The 26,225-nt window shown below is 63.2% G+C and carries 23 protein-coding genes; 14 read left to right on the plus strand and 9 right to left on the minus strand.

What is annotated here, in order from left to right; genetic code table 11:
- Positions 1-5: 5 nt before the first annotated feature.
- The 3 genes from HPT29_RS03505 to HPT29_RS03515 all read right to left on the minus strand — a co-directional run bounded on the left by HPT29_RS03505 (position 6) and on the right by HPT29_RS03515 (position 3,836).
- Complete coding sequence (locus HPT29_RS03505) at positions 6-908, minus strand: YihY/virulence factor BrkB family protein (RefSeq protein ID WP_173950012.1); 903 nt, start codon at positions 906-908, stop codon at positions 6-8.
- 85 nt (positions 909-993) lie between these two features.
- A complete protein-coding gene (locus HPT29_RS03510) occupies positions 994-2,748 on the minus strand; it encodes a protein kinase family protein (RefSeq protein ID WP_173950013.1) in 1,755 nt (584 codons plus the stop codon).
- 20 nt (positions 2,749-2,768) lie between these two features.
- Positions 2,769-3,836 (minus strand): NAD(P)-dependent alcohol dehydrogenase, encoded by a 1,068-nt coding sequence (locus HPT29_RS03515; RefSeq protein WP_173950014.1) that lies wholly within the window; start codon positions 3,834-3,836, stop codon positions 2,769-2,771.
- A gap of 582 nt (positions 3,837-4,418) precedes the next feature.
- On the opposite strand from HPT29_RS03515, the gene HPT29_RS03520 reads away from it, so the two are divergent.
- The 7 genes from HPT29_RS03520 to HPT29_RS03550 all read left to right on the plus strand — a co-directional run bounded on the left by HPT29_RS03520 (position 4,419) and on the right by HPT29_RS03550 (position 12,433).
- Positions 4,419-6,365 carry a PrkA family serine protein kinase gene (locus HPT29_RS03520; RefSeq protein WP_173950015.1) on the plus strand — a complete coding sequence of 649 codons (1,947 nt, stop codon included), beginning with the start codon at positions 4,419-4,421 and terminating at the stop codon, positions 6,363-6,365.
- Between the two features lie 29 nt (positions 6,366-6,394).
- Positions 6,395-7,699: a YeaH/YhbH family protein gene (locus tag HPT29_RS03525; RefSeq protein WP_173950016.1), complete on the plus strand. Its 1,305-nt coding sequence runs from the start codon at positions 6,395-6,397 to the stop codon at positions 7,697-7,699.
- Positions 7,696-9,240, plus strand: coding sequence for a SpoVR family protein (locus tag HPT29_RS03530; protein ID WP_173950017.1), 1,545 nt, complete (start codon positions 7,696-7,698; stop codon positions 9,238-9,240). The genes HPT29_RS03525 and HPT29_RS03530 overlap by 4 nt, the downstream gene beginning before the upstream one ends.
- Before the next feature lie 212 nt (positions 9,241-9,452).
- Positions 9,453-9,914, plus strand: a complete 462-nt coding sequence (locus tag HPT29_RS03535) for a hypothetical protein (protein WP_173950018.1) — start codon at positions 9,453-9,455, stop codon at positions 9,912-9,914.
- A gap of 66 nt (positions 9,915-9,980) precedes the next feature.
- Complete coding sequence (locus HPT29_RS03540) at positions 9,981-10,271, plus strand: DUF8829 domain-containing protein (protein WP_173950019.1); 291 nt, start codon at positions 9,981-9,983, stop codon at positions 10,269-10,271.
- 180 nt (positions 10,272-10,451) lie between these two features.
- A complete protein-coding gene (locus tag HPT29_RS03545) occupies positions 10,452-11,405 on the plus strand; it encodes an MDR/zinc-dependent alcohol dehydrogenase-like family protein (RefSeq protein ID WP_173950215.1) in 954 nt (317 codons plus the stop codon).
- Positions 11,405-12,433 carry a Gfo/Idh/MocA family protein gene (locus HPT29_RS03550; protein WP_173950020.1) on the plus strand — a complete coding sequence of 343 codons (1,029 nt, stop codon included), beginning with the start codon at positions 11,405-11,407 and terminating at the stop codon, positions 12,431-12,433. Before HPT29_RS03545 ends, HPT29_RS03550 begins: the two co-directional genes overlap by 1 nt.
- A 161-nt stretch (positions 12,434-12,594) precedes the next feature.
- Here the strand turns inward: HPT29_RS03550 and HPT29_RS03555 are convergent, their stop codons facing one another.
- The 6 genes from HPT29_RS03555 to HPT29_RS03580 are packed head-to-tail and all read right to left on the minus strand — an operon-like array spanning position 12,595 to position 17,918.
- Entirely contained in the window at positions 12,595-13,524 is a 930-nt protein-coding gene (locus tag HPT29_RS03555) for a glycoside hydrolase 5 family protein (RefSeq protein ID WP_173950021.1), read from the minus strand.
- Complete coding sequence (locus tag HPT29_RS03560) at positions 13,521-14,294, minus strand: TIGR04290 family methyltransferase (protein WP_173950022.1); 774 nt, start codon at positions 14,292-14,294, stop codon at positions 13,521-13,523. The genes HPT29_RS03555 and HPT29_RS03560 overlap by 4 nt, the downstream gene beginning before the upstream one ends.
- An 8-nt stretch (positions 14,295-14,302) precedes the next feature.
- Entirely contained in the window at positions 14,303-15,115 is an 813-nt protein-coding gene (locus HPT29_RS03565) for a sugar phosphate nucleotidyltransferase (protein ID WP_173950023.1), read from the minus strand.
- A gap of 2 nt (positions 15,116-15,117) precedes the next feature.
- The gene (locus HPT29_RS03570; protein ID WP_173950024.1) at positions 15,118-16,224 is read right to left on the minus strand and encodes a CgeB family protein; all 1,107 of its coding nucleotides are present in this window, start codon (positions 16,222-16,224) and stop codon (positions 15,118-15,120) included.
- Positions 16,221-16,820 (minus strand): histidine phosphatase family protein, encoded by a 600-nt coding sequence (locus tag HPT29_RS03575; RefSeq protein ID WP_173950025.1) that lies wholly within the window; start codon positions 16,818-16,820, stop codon positions 16,221-16,223. The genes HPT29_RS03570 and HPT29_RS03575 overlap by 4 nt, the downstream gene beginning before the upstream one ends.
- 15 nt (positions 16,821-16,835) lie before the next feature.
- On the minus strand, positions 16,836-17,918 hold the full coding sequence (locus tag HPT29_RS03580) for an inositol-3-phosphate synthase (RefSeq protein ID WP_173950026.1): 1,083 nt from the start codon (positions 17,916-17,918) through the stop codon (positions 16,836-16,838).
- Positions 17,919-18,328: 410 nt separating this feature from the next.
- Here HPT29_RS03580 and HPT29_RS03585 point away from each other — a divergent pair, with 410 nt between their 5' ends.
- The 7 genes from HPT29_RS03585 (at position 18,329) to HPT29_RS03615 (ending at position 26,182) form a co-directional block, all read left to right on the plus strand.
- Complete coding sequence (locus HPT29_RS03585; RefSeq protein WP_173950027.1) at positions 18,329-19,441, plus strand: NAD-dependent epimerase/dehydratase family protein; 1,113 nt, start codon at positions 18,329-18,331, stop codon at positions 19,439-19,441.
- On the plus strand, positions 19,438-20,556 hold the full coding sequence (locus HPT29_RS03590) for an NAD-dependent epimerase/dehydratase family protein (RefSeq protein WP_173950028.1): 1,119 nt from the start codon (positions 19,438-19,440) through the stop codon (positions 20,554-20,556). The genes HPT29_RS03585 and HPT29_RS03590 overlap by 4 nt, the downstream gene beginning before the upstream one ends.
- A gap of 42 nt (positions 20,557-20,598) precedes the next feature.
- On the plus strand, positions 20,599-21,732 hold the full coding sequence (locus HPT29_RS03595; RefSeq protein WP_210272463.1) for a glycosyltransferase family 4 protein: 1,134 nt from the start codon (positions 20,599-20,601) through the stop codon (positions 21,730-21,732).
- Complete coding sequence (locus tag HPT29_RS03600; RefSeq protein WP_173950029.1) at positions 21,729-22,841, plus strand: CgeB family protein; 1,113 nt, start codon at positions 21,729-21,731, stop codon at positions 22,839-22,841. The genes HPT29_RS03595 and HPT29_RS03600 overlap by 4 nt, the downstream gene beginning before the upstream one ends.
- A complete protein-coding gene (locus tag HPT29_RS03605) occupies positions 22,838-23,932 on the plus strand; it encodes a CgeB family protein (protein WP_173950030.1) in 1,095 nt (364 codons plus the stop codon). The genes HPT29_RS03600 and HPT29_RS03605 overlap by 4 nt, the downstream gene beginning before the upstream one ends.
- The gene (locus HPT29_RS03610) at positions 23,929-25,038 is read left to right on the plus strand and encodes a CgeB family protein (RefSeq protein WP_173950031.1); all 1,110 of its coding nucleotides are present in this window, start codon (positions 23,929-23,931) and stop codon (positions 25,036-25,038) included. Before HPT29_RS03605 ends, HPT29_RS03610 begins: the two co-directional genes overlap by 4 nt.
- Positions 25,039-25,147: 109 nt before the next feature.
- Positions 25,148-26,182 carry a UDP-glucuronic acid decarboxylase family protein gene (locus HPT29_RS03615; protein ID WP_173950032.1) on the plus strand — a complete coding sequence of 345 codons (1,035 nt, stop codon included), beginning with the start codon at positions 25,148-25,150 and terminating at the stop codon, positions 26,180-26,182.
- The last annotated feature ends 43 nt before the right edge of the window (positions 26,183-26,225 follow it).

Here is a 26,225-nt window from a genome sequence, read left to right on the forward strand (position 1 = left end):
GTGGCCTAGAGGGAGCGAGCCGGGGCCTCCCGGCTCGTTTCGCGTTCGGGCTCCGTGGTGTGTCCGAGGCCCCTGCTGCCGCGGCTCTCGGCATAAGCCTTGGTGAATTCGGCGCCGAAGAGCAGGATCAGGGACGAATAATAGATCCAGAGCAGGATCGTGATGATGGAGGCGGCCGCCCCATAGCTCGACGCGACATTGCTCTTGCCGAGGTAGTAGCCGATCAGAAACTTGCCGAGGGTGAAGAGCAAGGCCGTCACCAGGGAGCCGGTCCAGACGTCGCTCCAGCGCAGGTCCACGCTCGGGAGGAGCTTGAAGATCATGGCGAACAGGAGCGTGGCGACGGCGAAGGCGACCAGGCTGTTCAGGAGCCGCAGGATGACCGTGGCCCCCGAGAAATGGGCCTCCAGATAGTGCCCGATGGCCGTCAGACCCGTATCGACGACGAGCGACACGAGCAGCAGAAAGCCGATCCCCAGTACCAGGGCAAAGCTGACCAGCCGGGTCCGGATGAAATCCAGGACGCCGTAGCTCGCGGGCGGCTTCGCCTTCCAGATGATGTTGAGGTCGTCCTGGAGTTCGACGACCGCCCCGGTGACCAGGAGGAGAAAGGTCACGATCCCGACCGTGGTGCCGATGATGCCCGACCCCACATTGCTGGCGCTCGCGATCATGGCTTCGAGGGCGGATGCTTCGTTGGTCCCGATCAGGCCGCCGAGTTCGGCCACGATGGCCCCCTGGGCGGCCTCCCGCCCGAAGGCCAGCCCGGCAACGGCAATGGCCGCGAGCAGCATCGGGGCCAGGGAGAAGACGGTGAAAAACGCGATGGAGGCGCCGAGGCTCATGGCGCGGTCGCCCCACCAGCCCGCGAAGGCCACTTTCAAGAGCCGCCCTGTCTCGAAAACCATGCAAGAACCGATCCGACGGGCCCGAACGCCCCGTCATTGCAAGCGTATGACTTGGCCGTTAACGGGCGGGAACTTTCCCTTGTTCCTAGAAGCGCATCACGGCATCGGGCTGCCGCAGAATGAGCCCGTAGCGATCGGCGGCCTTGCGCAGGCGGACCGCTTCCTCACCGCCAAGCGCGCTGGCCGCCATGAGGTGGGCGCCCAGCTGGAAGGCGCAGTAGCAGACGAGCAGGAACGGCAGCAGCTCGGACGACACCGGATGGCCGCCCTCCCGCTCGACAACGGTGCAAAGACGCGCCCCCTCCCGGTTCGAGAGGCCGAACTCGACGATCGCTCCGGCGATGTCCCAACCGATGTCCTGGTGTCCGATCAGGTCGTGGGCGGCGCTGTGGTCGAGCGCGTCCGCCTTGAGGAGGTGGTCGCCGCATACCAGCCATTTGCAGGGAGGCATACGATTGTCGGTCCAGACCCGGCGCACCTTGCGGTCGAGATCCCCCGGATCCGGCAGGGATCGCTCCAGACCTGAGGCGGCGGCGTCCCCCAGGGCCTGCCCGCTATTGTAGACCGCCATGCGCCGCAACTCGTCCAACGACGCCCCAGGCTGCCCGTCGGCGGGGCATTGGCGGTTGCGAAAGCCCAGATAGGCCCCGACTTGATCGATCAGCCGGGTGCGATCGAGCGAGACCTGATCGAGGCTCGGAGCATCCTCATGCCAGCGCTGCACGAGAAAGCCGTGGCGGTAGCCCGCGACATCCGGCGCAAATCCGGCCTCATGCAGCAGCCGGGCCATTCGCAGCTTCCTGGCGCCCGCCTCGCCAAGACCTGCAAACTTCACCAGCCACGGGACGCCGTTGCTCCGCACCAGGAACTTCCGGCGTTCCTGCTGGACATTGGACGCTGGCCAGCTCGCCTCGTCCCCATAGCGGCGCCAGCGCCACGCCCCGCCTGAAACGTCCTCGAGCGGCCCGTCCGGGGAACCGATCAGGTCTCTCGCCCAGGCGGCAAGGTGGTGGGAGGGCGAACCGCCGAGCAGGATATCGTCCATGGTCCGGACATGCCGTGAAGCCCGGCTCCACCGCTCCTGGTGAGAGGGGCTGGCCTGGGGCCCGAGCGGACCCTGGTGACTGGGGAAGAAGACAATCCGCTCACGCGGAACGCCGGCCGCTTCCAGCCAGTCGGCGACTGCCCCGAACGAGCTTCCGGACAGCCCGGGCCCTTCGTCGACGATGGCGAAGGCCCTGGTCCGATCCGCGGTCAGCATCGCCGCGAGAGCTGGGTCCACGGCCACCTCGCGCCGGAAAGGATGGCCCATCGGGCGAAGGGTGACAGGGGGCGGGGCGCCGAGGGCGGCGGCCACGAGGGTGCTGAGGCCGGTGCCGATGCTGCGGATCCCGATGACCTGGGTCCTCGCATCCAGGCCCGAAGCCCTGGCGGCTTCCAGATAGCTTTCCGGATAGAGGGCGTAGAAGGCATAGCCCTCCGCCTGCTTGACGCGGATCGTCCGGGATGAATCGAAACTGCGAAGCGCCGCGAGGAAGGCCGGGGGAAGACCGTTCTCTTCGAACCCGTTCCACCAGGATCCCGCGATGCTGTGGGCGAGGATCGAGAGGCATTCCATGCCCTGCTCGTGGATCGCGGACAGCACGTCACGGCCGTGGTCGTGGAACTCCGCGTCGATCAATCCCTGGACGAGTTCGCTGGTCGCGATGAAGGCGGATACGAGAGTGCCATGCCGCTCGATCCCGGGCGGCATGGCCTGCATCCTGGTCAGGATGTCCGCGATGGCGGCCTGGCGGGCCCCCACCGTGTCTTCCGTCTCGACATCCCCGTAAACCAGCATCGGACGGGCTCCGTCCGAGCTTAAGCCGCCGCCGCGTCCTGCTTCAGCGACGCCATGTCGATCACGAAGCGGTATTTTACGTCGCTCTTGAGCATCCGCTCGTAGGCCTCGTTGATCTTCTGGATCGGGATCATCTCGATCTCGGACGTGATGCCGTGCTGGGCGCAGAAATCGAGCATCTCCTGCGTTTCGGCGATTCCGCCGATCAGGGAGCCGGCCAGCTGGCGCCGCTTCATGATCAGGTTGAACACGGTCGTGGCTGGATGCGGCTCGGCCGGAGCGCCCACCAGCACCATGGCGCTGTCGCGGGCGAGCAGGACCAAGTAGGCGTCGAGGTCATGCGGCGCGGCGACGGTATCGAGGATGAAATCGAAGCTGTTCACGTGCTCCTTCATGGCTTCTGGATCCCGTGACACGACGACCTCGTGGGCGCCGAGCTTGAGGGCGTCCTCCCGCTTGTTCGGAGAGGTGGTGAACAGCACCACATGCGCCCCCATGGCCCGTGCGAGCTTGACGGCCATATGGCCGAGGCCGCCGAGACCGACCACGCCCACCTTGTGCCCGGGCTGCACGCGCCAGCGGCGCAGGGGCGAATACGTGGTGATGCCGGCGCACAGGAGGGGCGCCGCCGCGGCCAGGTCCATGCCGTCCGGCACCTTCAGGACGAAGCTTTCGTCGACCACGACGGTGTCGGAATAGCCGCCATAGGTGTTGGCCCCGGTGCCCTGCTCTGGGCCGTTATAGGTGCCGGTGAACCCGACCTCGCAATACTGCTCCAGGCCCTCGCGGCAGCTCCGGCAGGTGCGGCAGGAATCGACCATGCAGCCGACGCCGACGAGATCGCCTTCCTTGAACTTCTGCACGCCCGGCCCGACACGCGTGACGCGGCCGACGATCTCGTGGCCTGGCACACAGGGATAGACAGTGCCACCCCATTCTGCCCGTGCGGTGTGCAGATCGGAGTGGCAGACGCCGCAATAGAGGATCTCGATCTGGACATCGCTTTCGCGGGGCTCGCGGCGCTCGAAGCGGAATGGGGAAAGCGGTGTGGACGCATCCTGGGCGGCGTAGCCGAAAGCTTTGATCACGGGATTTTTCTCCGGTTGGGGAAGGCTTGAGCGTGCAGATCCGCTCGCCATGCTGGGGATCCTGCCGGGCCTTCCGGGCACCCAAGACCATAGGCGCGATCAGGCCCGCGTCAACGGATCGGCAGGCGCTTTGTTCAAGGGAAGTTCAGTCGGGATCCGGCATGAATGAAGGCAGAGATTTTCACATGGTCACGTTCAATTGACTTGCTGGCTCCTGGTATTCTCGAACGGGCGTTCCCACTCTTTCTTAAGGCCCTGCGATGGCGTGCGGGAAGGCTTGCGGAGAGTCGCCGGCCTGCTGCCGACGGCGGCAATGCGGCACAGTGGATTTCAGGGGGCAGTGAGAAACTTTAACTTGCTGTCCCGCCCGCAATCCGCGAGGCTAGCTGCTGAGGGCGGGCATATTTTCAAGGCGCGCGGGTCATCCCGAACACGATCGAGCCTGTCGCGACCTGCTTTTTCTCCGCCACGACAAAAGGAGTACGCCGCATCATCTTGGCCGCATCATAGTATCGCATGGTCTGGGCAACCTTAGCGGTGCACAATAGTTGTCTCTGAGAGGGATTGGATTTCGGTGGCGCCATGCTTCATTCCGACGACCTGTTCTCGAGTTTCTTGAAGACCTATGAAACCCGCCGCGAGGCGGAGATGTCCCTGGCGGACTACCTGGAAGGGTGCCGCAACGATCCCATGATGTATGCGAGCGCTCCCGAGCGCATCCTGGCAGCGATCGGCGAGCCCCAGCTTGTCGATACGTCAAAGGATGCACGCCTCGGCCGCATCTTCATGAACCGCACGATCCGGGTGTATCCGGCCTTCTCCGAATTCTACGGCATGGAAGAGACGATCGAGATGATCGTGAGCTTCTTCCGCCACGCCGCTCAAGGCCTGGAGGAGCGCAAGCAGATCCTCTACCTGCTCGGGCCCGTCGGCGGCGGTAAGTCCTCCCTGGCCGAGCGCCTGAAATCCCTGATGGAGGTCAATCCTATCTATGTCCTCAAGGCGGGCGACGAGATCAGCCCCGTCTTCGAGAGCCCGCTCGGTCTCTTCGACGCGGAGCAGATGGGACCCATGCTGGAGGAACGCTACGGCATTCCCCGCCGGCGCCTGACCAATCTGCTCAGCCCCTGGGCCATCAAACGTCTCGACGAGTTCAAGGGCGACATCTCCAAGTTCCGCGTGGTCAAGATCAACCCGTCCCGCATGAGGCAGATCGCCATCGCCAAGACGGAGCCGGGCGACGAGAACAATCAGGACATCTCGTCCCTCGTCGGCAAGGTCGATATCCGCAAGCTGGAGACCTTGTCCCAAGCCGATCCCGACGCCTACAGCTATTCCGGCGGCCTCAACCGCGCCAACCAGGGCATTCTCGAATTCGTCGAGATGTTCAAGGCGCCGATCAAGATGCTGCACCCCCTGCTGACGGCTACCCAGGAGGGGAATTATGTCGGCACCGAGAATATCGGATCCATCCCGTTCAGCGGCATCATCCTGGCGCATTCCAACGAGGCGGAATGGCAGACCTTCCGGACCAACAAGAACAACGAGGCCTTCATCGACCGCATCTACGTGATCAAGGTGCCGTATTGCCTGAGGGTCACGGAGGAGCAGAAGATCTACGATAAGCTGATCCGCACCTCGGAGCTGGCCGGCGCGCCCTGCGCTCCCGCCACGCTGGAGATGCTGGCGCGGTTCTCGGTCCTCTCGCGGCTGCGGGCGCACGAGAACTCGAACTTCTACTCCAAGATGCGGGTCTATGACGGCGAGAGCCTGCGCGAGGTGGATCCCCGCGCGCGAAGCCTGCAGGAATACCGGGACTCGGCCGGTGTCGACGAGGGCATGGACGGCATCTCGACTCGCTTTGCCTTCAAGGTCCTGTCGGCCACCTTCAACCACGACACCATCGAGGTCGCGGCCGATCCGGTGCATCTCATGTACGTGCTCGAGCAGTCCCTGAGGCGCGAGCAGCTGCCCCAGGACGTGGAGCGACGCTATCTGGAGTTCATCAAGGCCGAGCTGGCGCCGCGCTACGCCGATTTCATCGGTCACGAGATCCAGAAGGCCTATCTCGAATCCTATCACGATTACGGTCAGAACCTGTTCGACCGCTACGTGGCCTATGCCGATGCATGGATCGAAGATCAGGACTTCAAGGATCCCGATACCGGCCAGCTCCTCAACCGGGAACTCCTGAACCAGGAGCTGACCAAGATCGAGAAGCCAGCGGGCATCGCCAATCCGAAGGACTTCCGCAACGAGGTGGTGAAGTTCTCGCTCCGGGCCCGGGCCGGCAATCATGGCCGCAACCCGTCCTGGACCAGCTACGAGAAGATCCGCGACGTGATCGAGCGCCGCATGTTCTCGCAGGTCGAGGAATTGCTGCCTGTGATCAGCTTCGGCTCCAAGAAGGACAGCGAGACCGAAAAGAAGCACGGCGAGTTCGTCGCACGGATGATGGACCGCGGCTACACCGAGCGTCAGGTACGGCGTCTGGTGGAATGGTACATGCGTGTGAAGCAGGCGGGCTGACAGAAGACGGAGGCAGATCAGGCGTTCCTATGTACATCATCGACCGGCGCCTCAACCCAGGGGGCAAGAGTCTGGCCAACCGCCAACGTTTTCTTCGCCGAGCCAAGGCGCAGATCCAGCGGGCCGTCCGTCAGACCGCAGGCGATCGGGATATCACCGATCTCGAACGGGGAGGGGAGGTCTCGATCCCGGCCGATGGTGTTCGCGAGCCCAGCTTCCGACGGTCCGGCGAGGGGGGCGTGCACGATCACATCCTTCCGGGCAACAAGCGCTTCGTGGAAGGCGATACCGTCGAACGCCCGCCGGGCGGGGGCGGCAGCGCGGCCGGGGGCGACAATGGCGAGGGCGAGGACGATTTCCGCTTCGTCCTGACCCGCGACGAGTTCCTCGACCTGTTCCTCGACGACCTGGAACTGCCCGACCTCGCCAAGAGGCGGGTCGCCACCGTGGAGACGCAGGGGATGCGCCGGGCGGGCTACACCGTCACCGGCTCGCCCGTGAACCTCGCGTTGCTGCGCTCCATGCGCAATGCCCTGTCGCGCCGCATCGCCATGCGGCGGCCGAAATCCCAGGATCTGCTTCGCCTCCAGGAGGAGATCGACCGCCTGGAGGAGCGGGAAGGACCGTCCGAGCGACTGACCGCCCTGCGCCAGGAACTGGAACTGCTCCAGCTGCGCAGCCGGCGCTTCCCCTATATCGACCCGATCGATCTGCGCTATCGCCGCTTCGAACCCGTGGCCAAGCCCGTCGCGCAGGCGGTGATGTTCTGCCTCATGGACGTGTCCGGCTCCATGACCGAGCACATGAAGGATCTGGCGAAGCGCTTCTACATGCTGCTCTACATCTTCCTGACGCGGCGCTACAAGCACGTGGAGATCGTCTTCATCCGCCACACCCACGAGGCCAAGGAGGTGGACGAGGAAACCTTCTTCAACAGCCCCGAGACCGGCGGAACGGTGGTATCCTCGGCCCTGCGCGAGATGCAGCGGATCGTCGAGGAGCGTTACTCGCCGGATGCGTGGAACATCTATGCGGCCCAGGCCTCCGACGGCGACAATTCGCCGAACGACGGCACCACCAGCGCGGCCATGCTGCGCGAGGTGATCCTGCCCGTCTGCCAGTATTATGCCTATCTCGAGGTCGGCAGCGACAGCGACCGCATGCAGACCGGGTTCATCAACCACAAGACCTCCCTGTGGCAGACCTACGAGACGCTCCAGGAGCAGGGGGCCAACCTCGCCATGCGCAAGGTGAACCACCGTCGTGAGATCTACCCCGTCTTCCGCGAACTCTTCCGCCGGCGGGATGCGGACGCTGGAGCAAAGGTGCCATGAGCGTAGTCGAGCACGACACTCTGCTCTTCCACGGGGCGGACTGGGATTTCGGAACCATCCAGCGCATCCATGACGCGGTCGAGGCCATCGGGGTCGGCGAGCTTGGGCTCGACGTCTATCCCAACCAGATCGAGGTGATCACCGCCGAGCAGATGCTCGGCGCCTATGCGTCCATCGGCATGCCCCTGTTCTACAAGCACTGGTCCTTCGGCAAGCGCTTCGCCCTCCATGAATCGAGCTACCGCCAGGGCCTCATGGGCCTGGCCTACGAGATCGTCATCAACTCGAACCCGTGCATCTCCTACATCATGGAGGAGAACTCGGCCACGATGCAGACCCTCGTCATCGCCCACGCGGCCTTCGGGCACAACCACTTCTTCAAGAACAACTACCTGTTCAAGGAATGGACCGACGCGGACGGCATCCTGGATTATCTCGAGTTTGCCAAAGGCTACATCACGCGCTGCGAGGAGCGCTACGGCCATGCGGCCGTGGAGCGCATCCTCGATGCCGCCCACGCGCTGATGTCGCATGGGGTTCATCGTTATCCGCGCAAGAAACGCCCCGACCTGCGCTCGGAGGAGCGTCGGGAGCGCGAGCGCCAGCTGCATCAGGAGCAGACCTTCAACGATCTGTGGCGCACGGTGCCGACGAAGGGCGCCGCCGCAAAGCCCCAGCTGAGCGAGGAGCGCCGGCGCGCCCTTCTCGAGCTGCCGCAGGAGAACCTCCTCTACTTCCTGGAAAAGTCGGCCCCGCGCCTCCAGCCCTGGCAACGCGAGATCCTGCGCATCGTCCGCCAGATCGCGCAGTACTTCTATCCGCAGCGCCAGACGAAGGTGATGAACGAGGGCTGCGCCACCTATTGCCATTACCGCATCATGACCCGGCTGCACGAGACCGGGCAGATCAGCGACGGCGCCTTCCTCGAATTCCTGCAGTCGCACACCAACGTCACGCGGCAGCCGGAATTCGACGATCCGCATTACGGCGGCATCAACCCGTATGCGCTCGGATTCGGCATGATGCAGGACATCGAGCGCATCTGCACGAAGCCGACGGCGGAGGACCGGGAATGGTTCCCCGACATCGCCGGCGGCGGTGACGCCATGGCGGTGCTGCGTGACGTGTGGGCCAATTACCGCGACGAGAGCTTCATCTCGCAGTTTCTGAGCCCGCATCTGATCCGGCGATGGCGCATGTTCCACCTCGTCGACGATCCGGACCGGCCGGAGCTCATGATCGAGGCGATCCACGACGAACGCGGCTACCGGCGCCTGCGGCGCTCCCTGTCGCGCCACTACGACGTCGGGTGGAGCGATCCCGACATCCAGGTGGTGGACGTGGACCTCGCCGGCGACCGGCGCCTGATCCTGCACCATCACGTGCTCAATCGCACCCTGCTGCACAAGGACGACGCTCAACGGGTTCTCCAGATGGTGGCCAATCTGTGGGGTTATGCGGTTGTCCTGAAGGAGGTGGAGCCGGCGACCGGAGCGATCTTCCAGGAGCACGTCGCCCACCCGCACGAAACGCTCTTCTGAAGGCCTGCATCGGGCTCGACAGCGACTCCCATGTCGCGGGTGAACCGATGCCTCTCGCGTGAAGGAGCGAGATCGTCGTGCGCGCAAAATCGGGCCTACTTTTCCGTGCGATGCGCCCCTTTGACGCAAAAAAGCCAGGGACTCACGCGATCATAGGATCCCCTGGGCTCGGCCCTGGTTTCGAGGGTCGGCTCCCTTGCAGGAGAATACCTATGGAACACAAGCCTGTAGAGAAGCTGCGTAGCGTCGCTGAAGTGCATGAGTTGAGCCAAGGTTTCCTGTCGCGGCGCGAACGCCTCGAGCGTTGGGCCGAAGTGTTGGAGCGCCAGCCGAAACGGCGCTTGCGGTCTCTCGGCGAGATCGAGTTCGTCCCCAAGGACAAGCGGCCGGAGTTGAGATCCGACGAATCCCCCATTACGGTGGCGTTCGAGGATCCGATCCTCCGGGCAGCCGGGCTGAGGGGCGATACGCTTGGGGATGCCATGGAGTTCTTCGAGCTGTCCGAGAGCGCCTCCCATCGCCTTCTCTGCTCCTGCATGAACGGTTGGAGCATGGAAGCCGGAACCACGGCGCGGAAGGTCCACCGGATCGCCAATCCCGATCATCGGCTCATGCTGTTCACGACAGCAGGACTGCTCACGGCGGCTCCTGCGGTGTTCTACTTGCTGAGCTGAAGGAAAGCTGCGGCGCCGAGCCCGGCGATCGGCCGGGCCCGGTGCCGGTCGTTTGGAGACCCATGAATGACGGATGCTCCGCCCCGTCGGATCGGATTGCCCTGGTACATCCGCGAGGATTATTCCCGCATCCGCGAGATGATCGTCGACCCGCACAACCTCGCACCCAGCTACGACGCTTGGCTCGCAGCGGCCGAGAACAACGAGAATGTCGGTCGTCAGGCCGGTCTCCAGATCATACGGGTGACGGTCGAGCCTGACGCATTTGCAGCATGGTGCCGGGAACAGGGCCTGGAGCCCGACAGCGCCGCGCGCACGCGGTACGTCGCCGACATCGCTGGCCGGAACGCCGAATAAGCCACCAGCATCGTCACGCCCCCGCCGCATCCTGCGTAAACAGCCAAGCCTTGACGTCTCCTGCCCCATGCCTAGTTGCTCGGGCTACAGGGTGGAGGCACAAACTTGCTGAACGAGAACGGTGCGAGCAGCGACATTTCCGCCAATGAGACGGATCGGTCGACGGCGTCCGGGCACGCCATGCGGGCGGCCGTCCTGACCGGGCCCGGGCAGATCCAGATCCAGGCGGTCGCCCTTCCCGAGCCGGGCCCCGGGCAGGTGCGGCTGCGCCTGGAGGGGTGCGGCGTGTGCGCCTCGAACCTGACGCCCTGGGCAGGACCGGAATGGATGCAGTACCCCACGGAGCCGGGCGCGCTCGGGCACGAAGCCTGGGGTTTTGTCGACGCCGTCGGCGAGGGGGTCGAGGGTCTGTCCGTCGGCGACCGGGTCGCGGCGCTCTCCTATCAATCCTATGCCGAATACGATCTGGCCGCGGCCGACGCGGTCATTCCCCTGCCGGACGCTCTTGCAGGACGACCGTTCCCTGGCGAGCCGCTCGGCTGCGCCATGAACATCTTTCGACGCAGCGAGATCGAGGCCGGGCAGACAGTCGCGATCATCGGGATCGGCTTTCTCGGCGCCATTCTCACCAAGCTCGCCTCCGATGCCGGCGCCCGCGTCATCGCCATCTCGAGGCGGCCGTTCTCGCTCGATCTCGCCCGTCGCATGGGCGCAGCCGAGACGATCCCGATGGAGGACCACCATGCGATCATCGACCGCGTTAAGGAACTGACCGGCGGCGCATTCTGCGATCGGGTGATCGAGGCGGTGGGCAAGCAATGGCCTCTCGATCTTGCAGGCGAGCTGACGCGAGAGCGGGGAAAGCTCATCGTCGCCGGATATCATCAGGACGGGCCGCGACAGGTCAACATGTGGCTCTGGAACTGGCGCGGCATCGACGTGATCAACGCCCATGAGCGCGATTCCAGGGTCTATGTTCAGGGCATGCGCGAGGCCATGGACATGATCGCATCCGGACGTCTGGACCCGAGCACCCTCTATACCCATACTTACCCGTTGGACCGGCTCGGCGAGGCGCTCGATGCCACGCGCGACCGGCCGGACGGTTTCCTCAAGGCCCTGGTGACATACTGATGGTGCAGCAGGCCGTGGTTGAAACAACTTCCGAACCCTCACTGGTGCGCCCGCGCCTCGGCTTTCTCGGCGTCGGCTGGATCGGGCGGCACCGCATGCAGGCCATCCTCGGCACCGGCATGGTCGATGTCGCGGCCATCGCCGATCCGTCCCCCGAGACGGCCGCGGAGGCCGGCCGGCTCGCGCCCGATGCGAAGCGGGTGGCGACGCTCGACGACATTCTCGACATCGGCGTCGATGGCGTGGTGATCGCAACCCCGAGCGCCATGCATGCCGACCAGTCGATCCGGGCCCTGGAACGCGGCGTCGCGGTTTTCTGCCAAAAACCTCTCGGACGCACGGCCGCGGAGGTGCAGGCCGTGGTCGATACCGCGCGCCGGTCCGATCGGCTCTTGGGCGTCGATCTCTCGTACCGGTTCACGGAGGGCATGCGGCGCATTCGCGAGGTCATCGACACGGGTGAGCTGGGACACATCTATGCTGTCGATCTCGTGTTCCACAACGCTTACGGCCCCGACAAGCCATGGTTCTACGATCCGGTGCAGTCGGGCGGCGGCTGCGTGATGGATCTCGGCGTTCATCTGGTCGATCTCGCCTTGTGGACCCTCAACAGCCCCGGGGTCGCAGGCGTGACGGGCAAGCTCTTCGCTGGCGGCGCGCCGCTCCAGGATCCCGCGTCACAGGTCGAGGATTATGCCGTCGCGACGGTGACGCTGGACACGGGCGCCGTGGTGCAGCTCGCCTGCTCCTGGCGGCTCCAGGCCGGATGCGACGCGATGATCTCGGCCACGCTCTATGGCACGCAAGGGGGTGTGTCGCTGCGCAATGTGAATGGGTCGTTCTACGATTTCACGGCGGAGCGCTATCGCGGCACATCCCGTGAGACATTGACGACGCCGCCCGACGAGTGGGGTGGCCGCGCTGCTGCGGATTGGGCCTCCCGCCTGGCCGCGGGCGAGCGGTTCGACCCAGCAGCGGAGCAGCTGGTCGAGGTCGCACGGGTGCTCGACTCGATTTACGGGCGTTAACGCCCATCAGACGAAGAGGTGCGCCGTTCCCTCCTCATTGTCTCACCGGCCCTGTTCCGGTGATCCCGATCGAAAGGGCAAGGCGCTTCACGCAAGCGTCATGGCCGGGGCAAGCCCGGCCATGACGTGAGGAGTGTCAGCTCCTTGAGACGCATCCCGCGTCAGAGAGCCTCCAGCACCTTGCTCGGTTGAGCGGTCTGGCCCGAGGGCGCATAGCGGCGGATCATGCTGGCGCAGAACTCCGCGAACTCCTCCTTCACCTGCGGTGCGCTCGTGTGGTGCGGAGCGATCCCGCGATGCTCGGGCGTGAAGCAGAACGTCACGGTCACGTCGAAATCCGCCAGCGCCTCCATCTGCCGGTCGAACCAGTCGAGCGCATTCGGACGGAAGCTGTCCGCCCAGGACAGGCCCGTGCGCAGATACTTCACGCCCAGCCGCTTCATGCAGGCCACCGCATCGTCGAGGCGATGGTCCTCGTAATGGAACCACTGGCACAGGCCCATCTGCGGCGTATATTTTGCGAATTCCTCGAGAGCGGGCTTCGGCGTGCCGTCTTCGCGCAGAAGGCCCATGTAGAAGTGACGGTAGTATGACGAGCCTTCCGCTTCCCTGTGGCGCGTCGTGGCCTCCCAGGATCGAGGGAGGTCGTAGAGGCTGTACCAATGGATTTTCGGCACCTTGCCGATCAGAAGTTCCGCCGTGCGGTTCAAGCCCCAGGCCTGAACCTCCTCGGCGCCGAAGGTCGAAATGCCGACCTCGCTCACCCAGATGGGCTTGTCCGTGACGGCCCGGATCTCGTCGATCTTCGCGGGCCAATCGTGGATCTGCCACAGGTTCCAATCAAGCGGGAATCCGTGCACGGCCACAACGTCGATCTGGTCCAGGGCGCCATGGCCTTCCAGCTTCTTGATGAAGCCGGGATCGATCGGCGAGATGCCGCCGAGCACGCGGGGCAGGTTGGGATTCTCGGCCCTGATCGCCTGACCTGCGACGATCGCCATATCGGAGAAGAGCTTCCAATCCGGGTCGATCTCCGGATCCCAATGGGACTTGTTGTTGGGCTCGTTCCAGATCATCGCGGCTTCGATCATGCTTGTCTCCCTTGGGCCGGATAGACGGCGCCCGCACCGGGCGGAGCGTCGACACGGCGGCAGATATAAACTTCGATTTCAGGGTGCTGGATGATCTCGAACCCGGCGCTGCGGAGCATGGCTTCGACGCAGGCGGCGTTCGGGGCCCACCAGTTGGTCGGATCATCGGCATAGCGATGCTCGATGAAGTGCATTTTCGGGTAGCGCGGATCATCGAAGTGATCCGTCTGCCAGAAGGTATAGTTCTCCGCGACCGGCATGACCTCCGCGGATCCGCGCTGCATCGACTGAAACACGAGAAGATCCCGGGCGACGTGCTCGTGGATCAGGTCGAGGGCCAACAACGGGTGGCGCAGATGATAGAGCACGCCCATGAAGAGCACCACATCGAAGCGCTCCCCGAGCTGGCCGAGGTCGTAGACCGAAACCTTGCGGAATTCGATGTCGTGGCCCATGGTCTGGGCGGCGAACCGGGCCTGGGCGAGATAAGTGTCGTCGAAATCGATGCCGAGCACGCGCTCCGCGCCCCGCTTCTTCATCTCCATGGAGTAGAAGCCGCCGTTGCAGCCGATGTCGAGCACGGTTTTACCGGTGAGATCCTGCGGGATCGCGTCCGCGAATTGCTGCCATTTCACGGCCGGGTAATTGCCGAGGAAGTGGTCAGGCGCGGTCCAGACGCCACCCTTCAGCTCGATATTGTGAAACCATGGCCCGAGCGCTTCGGCTTTCCGGCGGATCTCATCCGGCGGCGTGGGATCGATGGCATTCATCGTAGCGACTACTCCCTGTTCAAGTCGTGAAGTCCCCGCGGCAGGCGACCCGCCGGCCAGCCCAGGGCCACACGGGCGCCCGTGATTGTGTCGTGCTGGGCAGCCTCGCTCAGCAAACCGATGGCGGCCCGATAGCCGTGCAGGGTCCCCACATCCACATAGGATTCACCGGCCTGCACGCCGACAGCCGCGCCTCCTTGAGCCAGATAGGCATTCACCAGCGTGCCGAAATACTCATCCTGGCGATCGCGGGAAATCCAGAGCTCGTGCAATGCTTTCAGGAGATGCCCGGGCATCTTGAAAGCCCCCCAGATCCAGCGTGACCCGGCATCGCTCCGCTTCACCTGGATCTCCTGGACGCGCTTCGCCTCGTCCAGGATAACCGCGTCGAAAACGTCCGGATTGTCGACGGGAAAGAGCAGAAACGAGAGAACGTCGTCCGGCAGTTCCGCCAGTGCCTTCTCGGGAAACCAGACCGTGTCGGGCAAGCCGACGATCACGCTTTCGTCCGAGGGAATGAGCGGCGTGGCCTGGAAGATCGCATCGCACAATCCACTCGCCTGCGGTTGAACCACATAGGCCATGGAGGCGCTGCCATAGCTTGCTCCATAATACTCCATGATGTCGGATTTGCCCGGGGAAATCACGAAGCAGATCTTGTTCGCTCCGCCATGGATCATGCGCTCGACAAGGTACTCGCTCACGGCGCAGGGGCGCTCGATGCCATTGTCGAGCCGGCTTCCGACGGGCAGGAGCTCCTTCGAGAACGCCAGGGGCTGGATGCGGCTGCCTGTCCCGGCCGCGGGCACGATTCCCCACATGGTCACGCCTCCATCATGGCGGCTGGGCCGCCGGTTGAGCGCGAAAGGGATGTGGAGCCGCCAAGCAGGATCTCAAGCTCCCGGACCCTGTGCTCTGACGTATGCTCTTCCAGCACCCTGTCCCGCCCTGCCTTGGCAATTCGATGCAATTCGGCGTCCGTCAGGTCGAGCGCGGCGACGACATCCTCTGGATCGCCGACGATCAAAATCTCCCTGCCAGGCTCGAAGAAGCTGTCGAGACCCTCCCAATTGTCCGAAAGAATGGGCGCCCCGCAGGCCGCGGCCTCGAAGAGCCGCCCGGATGGACACCAGCCCATCTCGGCCATGGCTCGCCGGGTGATGTTGAGCGTGAGGCGCGAGGACGAGAAGAACGCGGGATGTTCCGGCGGGGGAAGGTGTCTTACGAAATGAATGTTGGGCTGCCAGGGGAAGTCGTCGGGGTATTGTGCCCCTCCGATCAGGAAGCGCCGGTCCGGGCGGCGGGCAGCCGGGTCGATGAACAGGTTCTGAAGGACATCCTGGCGGTCCGCCGCATAGGTGCCGAGGTAGGACAGATCCGAACCGTAATGCTGGACCCGTTGCACGGGACGGTGCACGTCCGGATCCACATGGCCGTAGAGCGGCGCGACACGTTGTGCGCCGAGTTCCGTCTTCAACCTCTGGAGAGCCCGGCCCCCGGTATAGCTCAGAGCCAGATCGAAGCCCGCGAGACCATCCCGACCGATGTAGCTGATCGGCTCGCCCGCATCGAGACGCGAGAACGTCACCGGCGTATCGAGATCATAGAACACGCGGGTTGCGCGCGCCGCCAGTACGAGATCTCCCGCAACAATGCCGTCCGGGCAGTAGGACGTGACCATGGCCACGTCCGCGTCTCTCAGCTCTTCCTCGGCCCGACGGCGAACGTCGCTCCAATCCCGATAGAGGATGAGATCGCCGCCGGGGATTTCGACGAAGTCCCGATTCGTGGCGTAATAGGGCACGTCCTTCTCGAAGAACACGACCCTGTGCCCTCGTTGCGCAAGCGCTCGGCACAGGCCGCGCCACAGGGTCGCGTGGCCGTTGCCCCAGGACGACGAAATGGTCAGACCGAAGACGACGAGTTTCATGGGGCCGCCACCTCGTTCAGGCGTAGAACCTTGGAGCCCCAGTCGCCCACGACCAGAGTGGAGATCGAAGCAGGTTCCACGTCGATCCGGTCATAGGCATCGATCGGCATGCCGAGGTGGTAGAGGAGGGCGGCCTTGATCACATCGCCATGGCTCACGAGAATGACCGATCGACCTGGATGAAGGCTGCGCAGTTGTTCCATGGCGCCGACAATGCGCGTTTGCGCTTCCAGCATCGTCTCTCCTTCAGGAGGGCGGCTGGTGCTGCGCGAGCGGTTCCAGGACGACCAGAGCGGATCCTGGCCCAGCGCATCGAAGCTCATGCCGGTCCAACGACCGAAATCGATTTCGGTGATGGCATCACGAACGTGAAGCCTCTGTCCTAGGCCCGATGCGATGGGCTGGGCCGTTTCCAGAGCACGCTCAAGAGGACCTGTGCAGATGCAGGCCACATCGTTCCTCGCAAGATGCTGCGCCAGGCGCTCCGCCTGGCCTTTCCCGACCGACCCGAGCTTCACGTCCGGCATGCGCCCGCACAGAACGGTGCCGACCCGATCGTGGGCGGCATGGCGGACGAGGAAGAACGTGGTGGTCACCGCGGCCTCCCGGTCCTAATCGCCGTCGCCGCTGATGAAGCGGAGGGTTCTGTCGCGGGCCTCGTTGTCGGTGAATTGCTGCGGCGGCGACTTCATGAAATAGCTCGACGGACCCGTGAGAGCGCCTCCGATCTGACGGTCCATGGCAAGCTTTGCGCAGCGCACGGCATCGATCACGATGCCGGCCGAATTCGGAGAATCCCAGACCTCGAGCTTCACCTCCATGTTGAGCGGAACGCCGCCGAAGCTCGTTCCCTCGAGGCGGATGTAAGCCCATTTCCGGTCGGTGAGCCAGGGCACGTGATCGCTCGGCCCCACATGGATGTCGCCTGCCGGGAGTGGAACGTCGAGCTGGCTCGAGACGGCCTGCGTCTTCGAGATTTTCTTTGACTCGAGACGCTCGCGCTCCAGCATGTTCTGGAAGTCGGTGTTGCCGCCGAAATTGAGCTGATAGGTGCGGTCGAGACGCACCCCGCGCTCCCGGAAGAGATTGGCGAGCATGCGATGGACGATCGTGGCGCCGACCTGGCTCTTGATGTCGTCACCGATGATGGGGAGACCGCGTTCCTCGAACCGTTTGCGCCATTCGGGGTTCGAGGCGATGAAGACCGGGATGCAATTCACAAAGGCACACCCTGCTTCGAGCGCCCGCTCAGCGTACCACTCGGTGGCCTTCTGCGAACCCACGGGCAAGTAGGACACGAGAACATCGGTCTTGGACTCGCGCAGGATCGCAGTGACGTCGGTTTCATCGTGAGAGGATTCTTCGATCGTGTCGCGCAAATATTTGCCGAGCCCGTCCAGCGTCCTGCCTCGATGGACGATGATCCCGCTCTGTGGAACGGACGCGAACCGCTGCGTATTGTTAGGCTGTGCGAATATGGCCTCGGATACGTCGCGACCGACTTTCGAGGCGTTCACGTCGAAGGCCGCTGACACTTCGACGTCTCTGATATGGTATCCGCCAAGCTCTACGTTCATCAGGCCGGGTACGGGCTCGTTGCCGTTCGCATCCTTGTAGTAGGAGAGCCCCTGCACGAAGGACGAGGCGCAATTACCGACGCCCACGATGCCGACGCGGACCTTCCTCGAACTCATGACGGATCTCCCATGTATGGCCGGTCGGATGCTCTCTCGTCAGGCGAAAGCACATATGCGGCCACAGGCATCCGACCTGGGCCTTCTCCTAAGCTTGGCCTCCAACGTTTGAAGAAGGTTCGTTGTTCCGCCCGGATTCCTGTCGCATGTGACTCTTGTCTTGATGGCCGAGCGCCCAAACTATCCGATTGGCCAGGAACAAAGATGAAGCGGCGGAGTTTCCTGAGAGCAAAGTCAAGCTTGAGTTGGAAATGTATGGTGCAGCCCTCGTTTGTCGAGGTCTGCTGCGAAGCTCTATCCTAAGCCGGAATGTGTGGAGGTTCTGCGTCCTCATTCCAGCTTAGGATGGGGCTGCCGTCTCTTGTCTGACTCATCGGCGGCTCGGCCAGAAACTGATCTGGAGACATCTCGTGACGGATACGATCCTTATTACCGGTGGTGCAGGTTTCATTGGACGATACGTTGCGCGGGCGTGCCTTGACCGTGGTCACAAGGTTCGTGTGCTCGACAGCCTCATCGAGCAGGTCCATGGCGACAGAACCCAGGCCGATGGGCTCGATCCGGATGTGGAGGTCGTTGTCGGAGACATCCGCGACGAGGCGGCGCTTCTGCGGGCGCTCAAAGGGGTCACGAAGGTCGTCCATCTTGCGGCCGAGGTTGGCGTCGGTCAGAGCATGTATGCGGTCGACCGTTATGTCTCCGTGAACGATTACGGCACAGCCGTGCTGTTCCAGCAGCTCATCGACAATCCGGTGAAGCGGGTCGTGGTCGCGTCCTCCATGAGCATCTATGGCGAAGGTCTCTATCGCGATGCCGATGGACGAATTCACGAGGATGTCGTCCGCAAGCCGCGCGCAGGCGAGAACGACCCCTGGGATCCCCTCGATGAGCAGGGGCGGCCTCTCATTCCGGTGCCGACACCCGAATGGAAGAAACCTGCATTGGCTTCGGTTTACGCGCTGTCGAAATATGTCCAGGAACGCCTGACGCTGACCCTGTGTCCGGCCTACGGCATGGAGGGTGTGGCTCTCCGGCTATGGAATGCCTACGGGCCTGGGCAGGCCCTGTCCAACCCCTATACCGGGGTTCTCGCCATCTTTGCGTCGCGGCTCCACAACGGTCAGCCTCCAATGATCTTCGAGGACGGTCAGCAGCGCCGGGACTTCGTTCACGTCGAAGATGTGGCACAGGCTTTCGTTCTGGCCCTGGAGCATGAGAAGGCTCCAGGCGGAGTCTACAATGTCGGAAGCGGACAGGATCGTACTGTCTCGGAGGTCGCGCAGCTTCTGTCCGAAGCGATGAACCGGCCTATGGCGCCGGAGATCGCCGGCAAGGCGCGTATCGGCGATATCCGTCACTGCATCGCCGATATCAGTCGGATCCAGCAGGAGCTTGGCTACAGGCCCAGGAAAGACTTCGCCGAGGGCTTGGCGGAGCTCGCCGAATGGGTCGCCAAACAGGAAGCCAAGGATCTCGTCAATGAAGCTCGCAAGGAGCTTGAAGCCCGGGGCCTGGTGGCATGAAAGCATCAGACACATCGGCTGCCGCACCGGCCGTCCTTCGCCGCCGTCCCATTCTGGTGACAGGCGGCGCCGGCTTTATCGGATCCAATCTTGCCGACAATTTCGCCACTGAGGGACACGATGTTCTGATCTACGACGCTCTGGCTCGGCCCGGCGTCGAACGTAATCTCGAATGGCTTAAAAAGCGGCACCCGAGCAGGATCTCAAGCGTGATCGGCGACATCCGCGACGAGACATCCGTCGCCGAGGCGGCACGCGATGCTCAGGCCGTGTTCCACATGGCCGCCCAGGTTGCCGTGACGACCAGCCTGACGGACCCTCGCGCGGACTTCGAAATCAATATTCGCGGAACCCTGAACGTGCTTGATGCGCTCAGGCAACGCGGCGATCGGGTGCCGTTGATCTTCGCGTCAACGAACAAGGTCTATGGGGACCTTGCCGATGTGGAGTTGGAGAAGACGAACGACGCCTACAAGCCGCGTAGCCCTGCGGTCCGGGATGCAGGAATCGGCGAAAGCCGGCCTCTCGACTTCCATACACCGTATGGGTGCTCGAAGGGAGCGGCGGATCAGTATGTGCTGGATTATGCGCGCTCCTTTGGAATTCCGACCTGCGTTATGCGCATGAGCTGCATCTACGGGCAGAGGCAGATGGGAACGGAGGATCAGGGATGGGTTGCCCATTTCCTGATCCGCGCTCTTCAAGGCGAACCCATCACGATTTATGGCGACGGCTGCCAGGTTCGTGACGTGCTCGATGTCTCCGATGCAGTTGCCGCTTACGCCTCGGCGTGGAAGCGGAGCGATGCGGTTCAAGGGCGGGCTTTCAATCTCGGCGGAGGCACGGCGAACGCGATCAGTCTGCGTCAGCTCATCACTCACATCGAGGATGTCATCGGTCGCCCGGTTGAGACGATCTACGCCGATTGGCGTGCCGGAGACCAGCGCTACTACGTCTCGGATACCCGCCTCGCCACTCGGGAGCTCGGCCTGAAACAGCCGATCTCCTGGCTCAAGGGCGTGGCTGCATTGGCGGCCTGGCTGCAGAATGAGAGCGGGCTCGCCCGCTCGAATTCTCTGCCCTCTTCCCTTCAGAATGCCGAGGCCCTGTCATGAGGGCCCATGTTGTTTGCGGGTTGCGCGATAACGAGAGACGCCATGGCATGGCCTGACGGTGGAGCAGGTCTGCATGTGCTGATGACAGCAGATGCGGTCGGCGGGGTCTGGCAATACGCGCTCGATCTCAGTGATGGTCTGCGTGCACACGATGTCAAAACCACGATCGCCGTGCTCGGGCCTCCTCCGTCCGCCGATCAGCAGGTGGCGGCAGAAGCCATGGGCGCAACGCTTGTGATGACAGGCCTCCCGCTGGACTGGACCGCTCAAGCTCCGCATGAGGTCGAGGAGGCCGGCGAAGCGATTGCGCGTCTTGCCGCGCGCCTTCGCCCGGATCTCATTCATCTCAACTCGCCGGCGCTGGCCGCTCGTGCGGTCTTCGATGCTCCTGTCGTGGCAGTGTGTCACTCTTGCGTTGCGACCTGGTGGCAGGCCGTGAAATGCGGTCGCCTCCCGGAGGAGTTCGTATGGCGGACGGAACTCGTCAGGAGAGGCTATGCGTCTGCCGGCCGCCTCCTGGCGCCGACCCTCGCATTCGCCCGCACCACAGCGAAGGTCTATGAACTCCCCCAGGTCCCGAGCGTCGTCAGAAATGGCAGGCGACTCGCGCCGTTATCAGCGAGCATGCCCGACGGCGATTTCGTCTTCACGGCTGGGCGCCTCTGGGACGAGGGCAAGAATTTTGCCGGTATCGACCGCCTGGCATCCCGTCTCCCCATATCGGTTCTCGCCGCAGGATCAGTTCGAGGGCCAAATGGTGCGACAGCTCAGGCGGTTCACGCCAGAGTGCTCGGCCAGTTGAGCGATATGGACGTTACCCGGTACCTGAGCGCCAAGCCGATCTTCGTCTCGCCGGCACGATATGAACCCTTCGGCCTTGCCGTTCTCGAAGCCGCCCAGATGGAATGCGCTTTGATCCTGTCCGACATACCGACGTTCCGGGAATTGTGGGAGGATGCCGCGTTGTTCGTCGATCCAGATGATGAGAGCGCAGTTGTCGAGGCAACCGAACGCCTTCTTCGGGATCCGGAAACCCGCCGCGCTCTGGGAAGCGCTGCACGAGTGCGCTCTGAGTCCTACACGATAGAGGCCATGAGCGCCGGGGTTCTGAGCGCGTATCGTTCCCTCCTGGAGCCGAAGCCCTCGAGATCCCCCCTTGAGGGAGCCGCCGCATGAAGTTCGTGTATTTTACCCATTCCCTCGCCTCGTGCTGGAACCATGGCAACGCGCATTTCCTGCGCGGCGTCCTGCGAGAGCTCGTTCATGGAGGGCATGCTGTCGCCGTGTACGAGCCGCGGGGAGCCTGGAGCCTCGAGAACCTCCTGAAGGATCATGGAGAGGCAGGGCTCGATTCTTATCGTAGACTCTACCCTGAGCTGTCCTCGAGAATCTTCAACCAGGACCTGAATCTCGAGGAAGCACTTGCAGACGCCGACGTGGTCATCGTTCATGAATGGAACGAGCCATGGCTGGTCGCAGCGATTGGGAAAGTGCGCCGGCTGGGTGGCCAGTTCACGCTCCTGTTTCATGACACGCACCACAGGGCCGTAAGCGATCCTGACGCTATTCGCCAATTCGATCTCGACGGCTATGACGGCGTTCTCGCTTTCGGCGAGACTCTCGCGGAGGTCTATCGACGCTGGGGCTGGGGTGATCGCGTCCACGTCTGGCACGAGGCTGCCGATACCCGGCTCTTTCACCCGCCTGCACGTGAAGTGGAGCGGAATGGCCTGGTGTGGATCGGCAACTGGGGTGACGGCGAGCGAAGCGCGGAGCTCGAAAGCTTCCTCTTCCGCCCTGCGCAGGCGGTTGGTCTTCCTCTCGAAATCTACGGCGTGCGGTATCCTGACGAGGCGCTCCGCACGCTGGCACGCTATGGCGTCACCTATCGCGGTTGGCTGCCGAACGCTCGAGCTCCTGAAGTCTTCTCGCGCCATGTGGCGACCGTTCACGTACCACGGCGGTTTTATGTCGAGATGCTCCCGGGCATCCCGACAATTCGTGTCTTTGAGGCTCTCGCCTGCGGGATTCCGCTGATCTCCGCGCCCTGGCACGATTCCGAAGGCTTGTTCAATCCCGGATCTGATTTTCTCGTTGCCGAGAATGACGCGCGGATGGAACGCCATATGAAGGCGGTTCTCCATGACTCCGACCTGCGCAGGTCGCTGGTGGAGAATGGACTTAACGCCATTCGCAGCCGCCACTCCTGTGCTCATCGGGCCGAACAGCTCCTTTCTATTCTTGCAGATCATGGCGCTGCGACGCCAATGGAGATGTCCGCATGAAGATCGCCTTTTACGGCTCCAGCCTTCTGTCTTCGTATTGGAATGGTGCCGCCACCTATTACCGCGGCCTCCTGAGTGATCTCGCCCGCCGGGGCTACAGCATCACGTTCTACGAGCCGGATGCGTTCGACCGCCAGAAGCATCGGGACATCGAGCCACCGGACTGGGCGGATGTAAAAGTCTATCCCGCAACGGCTGAGGCCATGCGTGGGGTCGTGTCTGAGGCGGCAAAGGCTGATGTCGTGGTCAAGGCGTCCGGTGTCGGTGTTTTCGACAACGAGTTGCTGGAAGGGATCGTTGCAGCGTCTCGTCCCGATGCGATCCGCATCTTCTGGGATGTTGATGCGCCTGCAACCCTCGCTGAGTTGCGCGAGAGCCCTGACCATCCGCTGCATCGCGCGATGCCGTCTCTTGATCTTGTGCTGACCTATGGCGGCGGCCCGCCGGTGATCGGCGCCTATGAGGGCTTCGGCGCCCGCCGGTGCATCCCGATCTATAATGCCTGCGATCCATCGACCCATCATCCTGTTCCGGCAGATGATCGCTTCCGGGCAGACTTGTCCTTCCTCGGCAATCGTCTGCCCGATCGCGAGGCTCGTGTGGAGCAGTTCTTTCTGGAGCCCGCCGCCCATCTGCCGGACCGTCAATTCCTGATTGGCGGCAATGGCTGGGAAACAAAGGGAATGCCGTCGAACGTCCGTCACATCGGCCATGTCTACACGCGTGACCATAACGCCTTCAACACGAGTCCGCTGGCGGTTCTCAACATTGCCCGCGACTCGATGGCAAGCACGGGATATTCACCCGCAACCCGCGTTTTCGAGGCTGCGGGAGCCGGGGCGTGCCTGATCACGGATGCCTGGATCGGTCTGGAGCTGTTCCTGAAGGAAGGAGAGGAAGTGCTGGTGGCCCGCGACGGCAGAGATGTCGCTGACCATGTCGAGGCCCTTACGCCCGAGCGTGCCCGCGCGATCGGCGCCGCGGCAAGGGCGCGGATCATGGCTGAGCACACCTATACCCGCCGCGGTGCCGAGGTGGATGCCATTCTGCGCCAAGAAGTCTCTCAGAAGCGCGAGAGGAGCGTCGCGTGACCAAGCTCCGCGTCGTTGTCCTGGGACTGAGTCTGTCCTCCTCATGGGGGAACGGCCACGCGACAACCTTCCGCGCCTTGTTGAGGGCTTTCGCAGCGCGGCATCATGACGTGCAGTTCCTGGAGCGCGACGTGCCGTGGTATGCCTCTCACCGCGATCTGAAGGATCCTGACTTCTGCCGGCTGGAGTTCTATTCCAGCTTGGAGGATCTCAAGCGCTATCAGGACTTGATCAAGGAGGCCGATGCCGTCCTTGTCGGCTCCTATGTGCCGGACGGTGTCGAGGTCGGCCGGTACGTCCAACAGACGGCCCAGAGTGTCGTGGCGTTCTATGACATCGACACGCCCGTCACGCTCGCGAAACTGGAGAGGGGCGACTACGAGTACCTCGCGCCAGGCCTGATTCCTGACTACGACGTCTACTTCTCGTTCACCGGAGGGCCGACGCTTGACTTGCTGATGGCGAGGTATGGCTCGCCCGCCGCTCGGGCGCTTTACTGTTCGGTTGATCCTGAGGCGTATCCGAGCCTTGATGAGGAGAAGCGCTGGGATCTGAGCTATCTCGGGACGTACAGTCCAGACCGGCAGCCGACCCTTGAGCGGCTCCTGATCGAACCAGCCCTGAAAGCGCCTCATCTTCGTTTCGTCGTCGCAGGTCCCCAATATCCGGCCGACATCGATTGGCCGGAGAACGTTGAGCGTATCGACCACATTCCTCCAAGCGACCACCCGGCCTTTTATGCGCGGAGCCGCTATACTCTCAATGTCACGCGGGCCGACATGATCAGGGCAGGGTATAGCCCGAGCGTTCGCCTTTTCGAGGCCGCAGCCTGTGGAACGCCGATCATTTCCGATGTTTGGGATGGGATTGAGACGCTTCTCGAACCGGATCGGGAGATCGTACTGGCGCGCCGGTCCGACGATGTTCTCACGGTTCTCGGTACTTGGCCCGACAATAAGAGAAAGGACCTGGGAAGTCGCGCACGGCACCGTATCCTTGAGGAGCATACATCGGCTCACCGTGCCGCATCGATGGAGCGGGATCTTTTCGAAGCCCTTCAGCGCCGACATCAGGAACGGCCGCTCGCTTTGGCAGTTGAGTCCTGATGCTATGAATAGATTCAAGCCGGGCATTGAACAAACGTCAGGCTTTGCGGTTGGGGCAGAGTAGGTTTGTACCTTGAGACCCTCTGAAGGTCCGAGAAGGAGCGTTCTCATGAAGAATGGCACAGGTAAGCATGTTCTCGTAGCCGGTGGGGCCGGATTCCTTGGGTCCCATCTCTGCGATGCCCTTCTCAGCGAAGGCGCTCATGTGACCGTCCTCGATAACTTTCAAACAGGACGAAAGCAGAATATTCGCCATTTGGAGCGGGAGCCACGCTTCGATATCATCGACAGCGATATCATCAAGCCTCTGCCGGCCCGGCTGCGGTCGAAGCGCCTGAAGATCGATGAAGTCTTCAATCTTGCCTGTGCAGCCTCCCCTCCGCATTATCAGGCCGATCCGGAGCACACGATGCTGACGAGCGTCGTGGGCACGCACAATCTTCTCACCTTCGCTGAAGCGACAGGGGCGCGGTTCTTCCTCGCCTCGACCAGCGAGATCTATGGCGATCCAGAGGTGCACCCGCAAACGGAGAGCTATTGGGGAAACGTCAATCCGACCGGGCCGCGTGCATGCTATGACGAAGGCAAGCGCGCTGCCGAGACGCTGACCTTCGATTTCGATCGTGCGGGACGGGCCGACGTTCGCGTGGCGCGGATCTTCAATACCTATGGCCCACGCATGCGCGCCGACGATGGCCGCGTCGTGTCCAACTACATCTGCCAAGCTCTCACGGGCGATGATATTACGGTCTACGGAGACGGAAGCCAGACACGGTCGTTCTGCTACGTGTCCGATCTTGTCGACGGTTTCCTGCGTCTGATGGCCTATGACGGCCCGTTCCCGGGCGCAGTCAACCTCGGTAACCCGGTCGAGCTCACCGTGGGTGATTTGGCCGAGAAGGTTCTGGCCATGACCGGCTCCTCATCCCGCGTTGTTACGCGGCCGTTGCCGATCGATGATCCACGCCGCCGGCGTCCCGACATTTCCCTGGCCAAGAATCTGCTCGGATGGTCGCCACGCACAGCGTTGGACACCGGCCTGAAGGCGACGATTGCCTGGTTCTCGGCCGAACAGGCTGAAGACGGAACAGCAGCTCGCAAGACATCAACCGTCGGAAGTGCGATCTCGGCCGGGCAAGTCTGAGATTTTTAAAGCACACCAGTGGCTCATAGGGCGCGCCGGATCA

The organism is Microvirga terrae, from assembly GCF_013307435.2.
Lineage (GTDB): Bacteria > Pseudomonadota > Alphaproteobacteria > Rhizobiales > Beijerinckiaceae > Microvirga > Microvirga terrae.

Bases quoted from the DNA above. Each gene is read 5' to 3' on its own strand.
- HPT29_RS03555 (WP_173950021.1), bottom strand. From the start codon at position 13,524: ATGATCGAAGCCGCGATGATCTGGAACGAGCCCAACAACAAGTCCCAT.
- HPT29_RS03565 (WP_173950023.1), bottom strand. From the start codon at position 15,115: ATGTGGGGAATCGTGCCCGCGGCCGGGACAGGCAGCCGCATCCAGCCC.
- HPT29_RS03510 (WP_173950013.1), bottom strand. From the start codon at position 2,748: ATGCTGGTTTACGGGGATGTCGAGACGGAAGACACGGTGGGGGCCCGC.
- HPT29_RS03525 (WP_173950016.1), top strand. From the start codon at position 6,395: ATGTACATCATCGACCGGCGCCTCAACCCAGGGGGCAAGAGTCTGGCC.
- HPT29_RS03545 (WP_173950215.1), top strand. From the start codon at position 10,452: ATGCGGGCGGCCGTCCTGACCGGGCCCGGGCAGATCCAGATCCAGGCG.
- HPT29_RS03580 (WP_173950026.1), bottom strand. From the start codon at position 17,918: ATGAGTTCGAGGAAGGTCCGCGTCGGCATCGTGGGCGTCGGTAATTGC.
- HPT29_RS03570 (WP_173950024.1), bottom strand. From the start codon at position 16,224: ATGAAACTCGTCGTCTTCGGTCTGACCATTTCGTCGTCCTGGGGCAAC.
- HPT29_RS03560 (WP_173950022.1), bottom strand. From the start codon at position 14,294: ATGAATGCCATCGATCCCACGCCGCCGGATGAGATCCGCCGGAAAGCC.
- HPT29_RS03535 (WP_173950018.1), top strand. From the start codon at position 9,453: ATGGAACACAAGCCTGTAGAGAAGCTGCGTAGCGTCGCTGAAGTGCAT.
- HPT29_RS03550 (WP_173950020.1), top strand. From the start codon at position 11,405: ATGGTGCAGCAGGCCGTGGTTGAAACAACTTCCGAACCCTCACTGGTG.
- HPT29_RS03600 (WP_173950029.1), top strand. From the start codon at position 21,729: ATGAAGTTCGTGTATTTTACCCATTCCCTCGCCTCGTGCTGGAACCAT.
- HPT29_RS03505 (WP_173950012.1), bottom strand. From the start codon at position 908: ATGGTTTTCGAGACAGGGCGGCTCTTGAAAGTGGCCTTCGCGGGCTGG.
- HPT29_RS03615 (WP_173950032.1), top strand. From the start codon at position 25,148: ATGAAGAATGGCACAGGTAAGCATGTTCTCGTAGCCGGTGGGGCCGGA.
- HPT29_RS03605 (WP_173950030.1), top strand. From the start codon at position 22,838: ATGAAGATCGCCTTTTACGGCTCCAGCCTTCTGTCTTCGTATTGGAAT.
- HPT29_RS03520 (WP_173950015.1), top strand. From the start codon at position 4,419: ATGCTTCATTCCGACGACCTGTTCTCGAGTTTCTTGAAGACCTATGAA.
- HPT29_RS03530 (WP_173950017.1), top strand. From the start codon at position 7,696: ATGAGCGTAGTCGAGCACGACACTCTGCTCTTCCACGGGGCGGACTGG.
- HPT29_RS03540 (WP_173950019.1), top strand. From the start codon at position 9,981: ATGACGGATGCTCCGCCCCGTCGGATCGGATTGCCCTGGTACATCCGC.
- HPT29_RS03595 (WP_210272463.1), top strand. From the start codon at position 20,599: ATGGCATGGCCTGACGGTGGAGCAGGTCTGCATGTGCTGATGACAGCA.
- HPT29_RS03590 (WP_173950028.1), top strand. From the start codon at position 19,438: ATGAAAGCATCAGACACATCGGCTGCCGCACCGGCCGTCCTTCGCCGC.